Annotated in this window: 7 protein-coding genes; 2 read left to right on the top strand and 5 right to left on the bottom strand. The window is 69.4% G+C overall.

Annotated features, from left to right (window positions below; genetic code table 11):
- Positions 1-73: 73 nt before the first annotated feature.
- Complete coding sequence (locus tag AC1D01_RS19945) at positions 74-538, bottom strand: type II toxin-antitoxin system RatA family toxin (RefSeq protein ID WP_477869315.1); 465 nt, start codon at positions 536-538, stop codon at positions 74-76.
- Between the two features lie 46 nt (positions 539-584).
- On the opposite strand from AC1D01_RS19945, the gene smpB reads away from it, so the two are divergent.
- Positions 585-1,049, top strand: coding sequence for an SsrA-binding protein SmpB (smpB, locus tag AC1D01_RS19950; RefSeq protein WP_477869317.1), 465 nt, complete (start codon positions 585-587; stop codon positions 1,047-1,049).
- 3 nt (positions 1,050-1,052) lie between these two features.
- Here smpB and AC1D01_RS19955 read toward each other — a convergent pair whose 3' ends face one another.
- Genes AC1D01_RS19955 through phaR form a run of 3 tightly spaced genes read right to left on the bottom strand, consistent with a single transcriptional unit; the run spans position 1,053 to position 4,260 of the window.
- Entirely contained in the window at positions 1,053-2,234 is a 1,182-nt protein-coding gene (locus AC1D01_RS19955; RefSeq protein ID WP_477869319.1) for a PLP-dependent transferase, read from the bottom strand.
- 1 nt (position 2,235) lies between these two features.
- Positions 2,236-3,630: a 30S ribosomal protein S12 methylthiotransferase RimO gene (gene rimO / locus AC1D01_RS19960; RefSeq protein WP_477869321.1), complete on the bottom strand. Its 1,395-nt coding sequence runs from the start codon at positions 3,628-3,630 to the stop codon at positions 2,236-2,238.
- Between the two features lie 51 nt (positions 3,631-3,681).
- On the bottom strand, positions 3,682-4,260 hold the full coding sequence (gene phaR / locus AC1D01_RS19965) for a polyhydroxyalkanoate synthesis repressor PhaR (RefSeq protein ID WP_477869323.1): 579 nt from the start codon (positions 4,258-4,260) through the stop codon (positions 3,682-3,684).
- Between the two features lie 230 nt (positions 4,261-4,490).
- On the opposite strand from phaR, the gene AC1D01_RS19970 reads away from it, so the two are divergent.
- The gene (locus AC1D01_RS19970) at positions 4,491-4,886 is read left to right on the top strand and encodes a hypothetical protein (protein WP_477869325.1); all 396 of its coding nucleotides are present in this window, start codon (positions 4,491-4,493) and stop codon (positions 4,884-4,886) included.
- A 48-nt stretch (positions 4,887-4,934) separates the two neighbouring features.
- Here AC1D01_RS19970 and AC1D01_RS19975 read toward each other — a convergent pair.
- Positions 4,935-5,166, bottom strand: a 232-nt coding sequence (locus AC1D01_RS19975; RefSeq protein WP_477869327.1) for an adenylyl-sulfate kinase, incomplete at its 5' end; no start/stop codon positions are given.

The raw sequence follows: 5,166 nt of genomic DNA on the forward strand, positions 1-5,166 counted from the left end.
CAGCCGCAGTGGCACCACCCTCACCTCGCCCGCCTGCGGGCTCCAGGCGACCTCGATCGCCAGCTCGGCGTGGTCAACGGGGCCCATGCACCTGTTCCGCCCGCTTGACGAACGAATCGACCAGCGTGTTGGCGATGCGGTCGAACACCGGGCTGATCACCAGCTCCAGCGCGCCGTTGGCGAATTCATAGCGCAGCTCGAACTCGATCTTGCAGGCGACCTGCCCGCCCGGGCCCGCCGAACCCGGCGAGGCCAGCGGCAGGAAGCGCCAGGTGCCATCGAGCGTCGAGAACGGGCCGTCGACCAGCATCATGTGGACGCTTTCGTCGGGCACGTTCTCGTTGCGCGTGGTGAAGGCCTGGCCGACGCCGGCGAACGACAGCTGCAGCCGGGCGGTGACGCCGGAGCCGTCTTCGCCCAGCACTTCGGCGCGTTCGCACCACGGCAGGAACTGCGGATAGCTCGGGATGTCGGTCACGAGCGAGTACATCTCGTGCGGCGAATACCAAAGGAGGACGGACTTCTTGACATGCTTCATACAATCGCCGGATTGTATTGAGCGCCACGCGCCTCATCTGGACCCCATGTCGATTGCCGAAAACCGCCGAGCCCATTACGACTACCACCTCGAGGAACGCTACGAGGCCGGCATGGTGCTGCACGGCTGGGAGATCAAGGCGATCCGCGCCGGCCAGGTGCAGCTGACCGACGGCTACGTGCTGATCCGCGACGGCGAGCTCTACCTGATCGGCTGCCGCATCAATGCGCTGCGCAGCGCGTCGACCCACGTCAACCCCGAGGCCGACCGCACCAAGAAGCTGCTGATGCGCAAGGAAGAGATCAAGCGCCTGGTCGGCAAGGTCGAGCAGCGCGGCTTCACGCTGGTGCCGCTGAACCTGCACTACAAGGGCGGCCTCGTGAAGGCCGAGATCGCGCTGGCCAAGGGCAAGGCCGAGCACGACAAGCGCAACACCGAGAAGCAGAAGGACTGGGACCGCGAGAAGGGCCGCCTGATGCGGCACAAGGTCTCGGCGCCCACCAAGGACTGACGCTCAGTCCTTTTTCAGGACGCGCAGCGCCTGCTCGGCATCGGCGATCAGGTCGTCGACCGCCTCCAGCCCCACCGAGAAGCGCAGCAGCGCGCCGTTCCAGGCCGGTTGCCGGCGGATCGCCTTCAGCTCGTACGGCACCACCAGGCTGACCGGCCCGGCCCACGAGTAGCCGATCTTGTGCAGCCGCAGCGCATCGACGACGGCCTCGACCTGCGCGATCGAGAACCGCTCGTCCAACACCACCGAGAACAGCCCGGCGGCGCGCGTGCACAGCGCCCGCCAGGCTGCGTGCCCCGGCGACGACGGCAGCGCCGGGTGCAGCACCTGCGCCACCTCCGGCCGTGCCGCCCACCACCGCGCCAGCGTGCGGCTCGCCTGGTCCTGCGCGTCGTAGCGCAGCGCGAGCGACGGCAGCGCGCGCAGCACGAACTCCACGTCGTTCGCGCCGACCCCCCAGCCCATGCGCATGTGCGTGAACTTCAGCTTCAGGTGCAGCGGCTCGTCGCGCGTGGTCACCGAGCCCATCAGCACGTCGGCGCCGCCGGACGGGTATTTCGTCAGCGCCTGGATCGAGATGTCGACGCCGAGCGCGAACGGGTCGAACGCGAGCCCCGCGCCCCAGGTGTTGTCGAGCGCACAGGTGACACCGGCATCGCGGGCGATCCCGATCAAGGCCGGCAGGTCCGGGAATTCCATCGTCACCGAGCCCGCCGCCTCCAGCCAGACCAGCTTCGTCGCCGGGCCGATCGCGGCCTGCAGCGAGGCCGGGTCCATCGCATCGTAGAAGCGGTGGGCGATGCCCCAGCGCGCCAGTTCGTTGCGCGCCAGTTCCTTGCTCGGGCCGTAGGCGTTGTCGGGGATCAGCAGCTCGTCGCCGGCCTTCAGCAGCGCCATGTCGACCAGCGTGATCGCGGCCAGCCCGCTCGGCACCAGCAGCGTGTGCAGGCCGCCTTCGAGCGTGGCAATGCGCTCTTCGAGCGTGAAGCTGGTCGGCGTGCCGTGCAGGCCGTAGGTGTAGCCGGTCTTCTCGCGCCAGGTGCGCGCATGCAGCGCGGCGGTGGTCGGGARGATCACCGTCGACGCCTTGTACACGCCCGGCGCCACCGCGCCGAAACCGGCCGGCGGCACGTAGGGGTGGTGGATCAGCGCGGTGCGTTGGTCCGGCTTGTCGTCGGCCGCCATCTCAGATCGGTTGGGCGACGAGGTCATGCCCCTGGGTGCCGACGATGCGCGCCTTCGTGAACTCGCCGACCTTCAGCGTCTTCGACGCCTTCTCCGGCGGCAGCAGCTTCACGTGGCCGTCGATCTCGGGCGCATCGGCATAGCTGCGGCCGATGCCGCCCTTGCGGCCGAGCGCCGGGGCCGAATCGACCAGCACCTGCATGGTCGCGCCGACGCGCTCGCGCAGCTTGGCGGCCGACACCTCCTCGGCCACCGCCATGAAGCGCGCGCGGCGCTCCTCGCGCAGCTCGGCCGGCACCGCATCGGGCAGCGCGTTGGCGGTCGCGCCCTCGACCGGCGAGTACGCGAAGCAGCCGGCGCGGTCGATGCGCGCCTCGCGCATGAAGTCGAGCAGGTGCTCGAACTCGGCCTCGGTCTCGCCCGGGAAGCCGGCGATGAAGGTGCTGCGCACCACCAGCTGCGGGCAGATCTCGCGCCAGCGCTGCAGGCGGTCGAGGTTCTTCTCGCCGTTGGCCGGGCGCTTCATGCGCTTCAGCACGTCGGGGTGCGAATGCTGGAACGGCACGTCGAGGTAGGGCAGCACGCGGCCCTGGGCCATCAGCGGCAGCACCTCGTCAACGTGCGGATACGGGTAGACGTAGTGCAGCCGCACCCAGGCGCCGTGCCGCTCGGCCAGTTCGCCGAGCTTCTCGCACAGGTCGAGCATGCGGGTGCGCACCGGCTTGCCGTCCCAGAAGCCGGTGCGGTACTTCACGTCGACGCCGTAGGCGCTGGTGTCCTGGCTGATCACCAGCAGTTCCTTGACGCCGGACTCGAACAGCCGCTGCGCCTCGCCGAGCACGTCGCCGACCGGGCGCGAGACCAGGTCGCCGCGCATGCTGGGGATGATGCAGAAGCTGCAGCGGTGGTTGCAGCCTTCGCTGATCTTCAGGTAGGCGTAGTGGCGCGGCGTCAGCTTGATGCCCTGCGCCGGCACCAGGTCGATGAACGGATCGTGCGGCTTGGGCACGTGCAGGTGCACCGCGTCCATCACCTCGTGCGTGGCGTGCGGGCCGGTCACGGCCAGCACGCTCGGGTGCATCTGGCGCACCAGGTTGCCGCCGCCCTCGCCGGCCTTGGCGCCCAGGCAGCCGGTCACGATGACCTTGCCGTTCTCGGCCAGCGCCTCGCCGATGGTGTCCAGGCTTTCCCTGACGGCGTCATCGATGAAGCCGCAGGTGTTGACGATCACCAGGTCGGCCCCGGCGAAGGTCTTGGAGGTGTCGTAGCCCTCGGCGCGCAGTTGGGTGAGGATCAGCTCGGAGTCGGTCAGCGCCTTCGGGCAGCCGAGCGAGACGAAACCGATCTTCGGCGAGGAGGCGGTGGCGGYAGCGGGCGCCAGCAGGTCTTGAGTCATCCGCGGATTTTCGCCGATCGGCGAAGCCCCGCGGGTGCGGACGGGCTCGAATCAGCGCTTCGGGGGCACGAAACCGGGCATTCCGGGGAAAAGGGCCTCCGCCTGCTTGGCCATCTGCTCGAACATGTGGCGCGATTGCTCGAGGTAATTGCCCATCACCCCCTGCACGCCCGGCGCCTGGCCGTTCAGGAACTGCGTCCACAACTCGGGGTTCAGGCCCTTCGACTGCTCGGCGAAGCGGGCCTGCATGTCGGTGAAGGCCTGCAGGTTCTTCTCGAGGTAGCTGCCCATCATTCCCTGCTGCGAATGGCCGTAGAAGCGGATGATCTGCGCGAGCGTCTGCGACGAGAACATCGGCACGCCGCCGGTTTCCTCCTCGAGGATGATCTGCAGCAGGATGCTGCGCGTCAGGTCTTCGGAGGTCTTGGCGTCGCGCACGACGAAATCCTGCCCCGCCAGCACCATCGCCTTCACGTCGGCCAGCGTGATGTAGCTGCTGTTCTGCGTGTCGTAGAGGCGGCGGTTCGGGTACTTCTTCAGCACGCGGGTCGCGCTGCCGGCGGTGCCTTCCTTGGCAGATTCAGGAGCGGCTCCCTCCGTCTTGGCGGAAGGGCGGCGAGTCGAGGCCATTCAGCAAACTCCTTGTGGGACCCGGTGGGGTCGCGTGATCGGATCGATGTGCGGTTGCACAAATGATTCTAGGAGCGCGCTGCCCCGGGCCGCGAAGGGTTTTCCCGCTCGAACTTCTCCCGCCCGCAGGCAGCCCCAAGTCCTACAGACCCTGCGCGGCACGCGGCCTAGTCTGCACCCATGGGTCGCGCGCACCGCGCAGCCCGTCGATCACCGTGAAAGGACCAACGATGTCGAACAGCAGCATCCTCGGCGGCGAACGCGCCGCCCGCCGCGCCGCCGGCCGCGACGTGGACGCACTCGGCCCGAGCGACAGCTCGGACAGCGGCAGCGACGTGCAGGGCGAACGCGCGATGCCCACCGACGCCGACAACCCCGGCGAACTCGGCGCGCTGCCGGTGCACCGCGACAGCGACAGCGATGCGCGCGGCACCGGCGAGCGTGGATCGGCCACCGGCAACGACCGCGACGATGCGGCCGACATCCTGCCGGACCACCTGGTCAGCGACCCGACCTGGGCCACGAATGCCGCCGGCCGGCCCTACGCATCCGACGACGTGGAATCCATCGCCGACGAGGCGGTCGATGACGAGGTGGACGAAGACGGCCCGCCTGCACGCCACTGACCACGCCGCTCAGCGCCCCACACCACGGCGCGCAGGAAGCGCGTCACCTCAGGCCGGCAGGTGCCCGCGCGCCTGCAGCAGCGCCAGCACCCGGGCCGCGGCGTCGGCCGGCGACAGCTCGCCGGTGTCCAGCCGCAGTTCGGGCCGAGCGGGCACTTCGTAGGCCGAGCCGATGCCGGTGAAGTTGGCCAGCCCGCCGGCCTTCGCGCGCGCGTACAGGCCCTTGGGGTCGCGCGCCGCGCAGGTGGCCAGCGAGGTGCTCAGGTGCACCTCGACGAAG

The sequence above is a fragment of the Rhizobacter sp. P3_B12 genome, assembly GCF_056402895.1.

Coding starts and splice junctions, on each gene's coding strand:
- AC1D01_RS19945 (WP_477869315.1), bottom strand. CDS start 538: ATGAAGCATGTCAAGAAGTCCGTCCTCCTTTGGTATTCGCCGCACGAG.
- smpB (WP_477869317.1), top strand. CDS start 585: ATGTCGATTGCCGAAAACCGCCGAGCCCATTACGACTACCACCTCGAG.
- phaR (WP_477869323.1), bottom strand. CDS start 4,260: ATGGCCTCGACTCGCCGCCCTTCCGCCAAGACGGAGGGAGCCGCTCCT.
- AC1D01_RS19970 (WP_477869325.1), top strand. CDS start 4,491: ATGTCGAACAGCAGCATCCTCGGCGGCGAACGCGCCGCCCGCCGCGCC.